Below are 650 nucleotides of genomic sequence, written 5' to 3'. Positions count from 1 at the left end.
GTAGTGGTAACACGCGCCGGCGCGCGCCTAACATGCTGACTTAATAACTTATTCTTACAGGTGGTGTTTAAGTCGGGTCAGACTTCACGGGGCGCGGTGTCCGGATTCTAAACCCGTTCAAGTCGCCGCCGAAGATTGGGGACATCTAGCCCGAAAAATTCGCGGCGGGTTGGCGGATGTGGTGCAAGCCGTTGAAATGAACTAGGATTTGGTTGCTTACGCCAACCCTAGTCATTTCCGGAGACCACACCCGCCATGAACGATCCTAGGCTACCGCTGAGCGGTTTGTCATCTGTCGGAGGCAAGTCCGTCATCGCCCGTTTCGACGGTGGCATGCTGTCGTCCAACAGTGGCGTTCTGGCTCTGGCCGAGGTGGAGAAGCGGCTGCGGGTGGCGGAGCGTCTGGCGCGCTGCATCGATGATCCGCGCTGCCCGGACCAGGTCGTCCACAGCCTGGCCGATATGATCGGCTTCCGCATGAAGATGATTGCCGCCGGTTATAAGGATGGCAATGATGCCAACCGGCTGCGCTCCGATCCGATCTTCAAGATGGCCCAGGATGCACCCCCCTCCGGTCGGGATCTGGCGTCGCAATCGACGATGTGTCGGCTGGAGAACCTGCCCGATGTGCGCTCGCTGCTCGCCATGGG

Annotated in this window: 1 protein-coding gene; it reads left to right on the top strand. The window is 59.8% G+C overall.

Features of this window, described 5'->3' with window-relative positions; genetic code table 11:
* Positions 1–255 precede the first annotated feature (255 nt).
* A partial coding sequence (locus ACWGTI_RS32630; protein ID WP_454590677.1) for a transposase occupies positions 256–650 on the top strand: 395 nt, incomplete at its 3' end.

It is taken from the genome of Mesorhizobium sp. ArgA1, from assembly GCF_053714375.1.
Note: the sequence above shows the minus strand (reverse complement) of the source record. Positions and strands in the feature narration are given on the sequence as shown.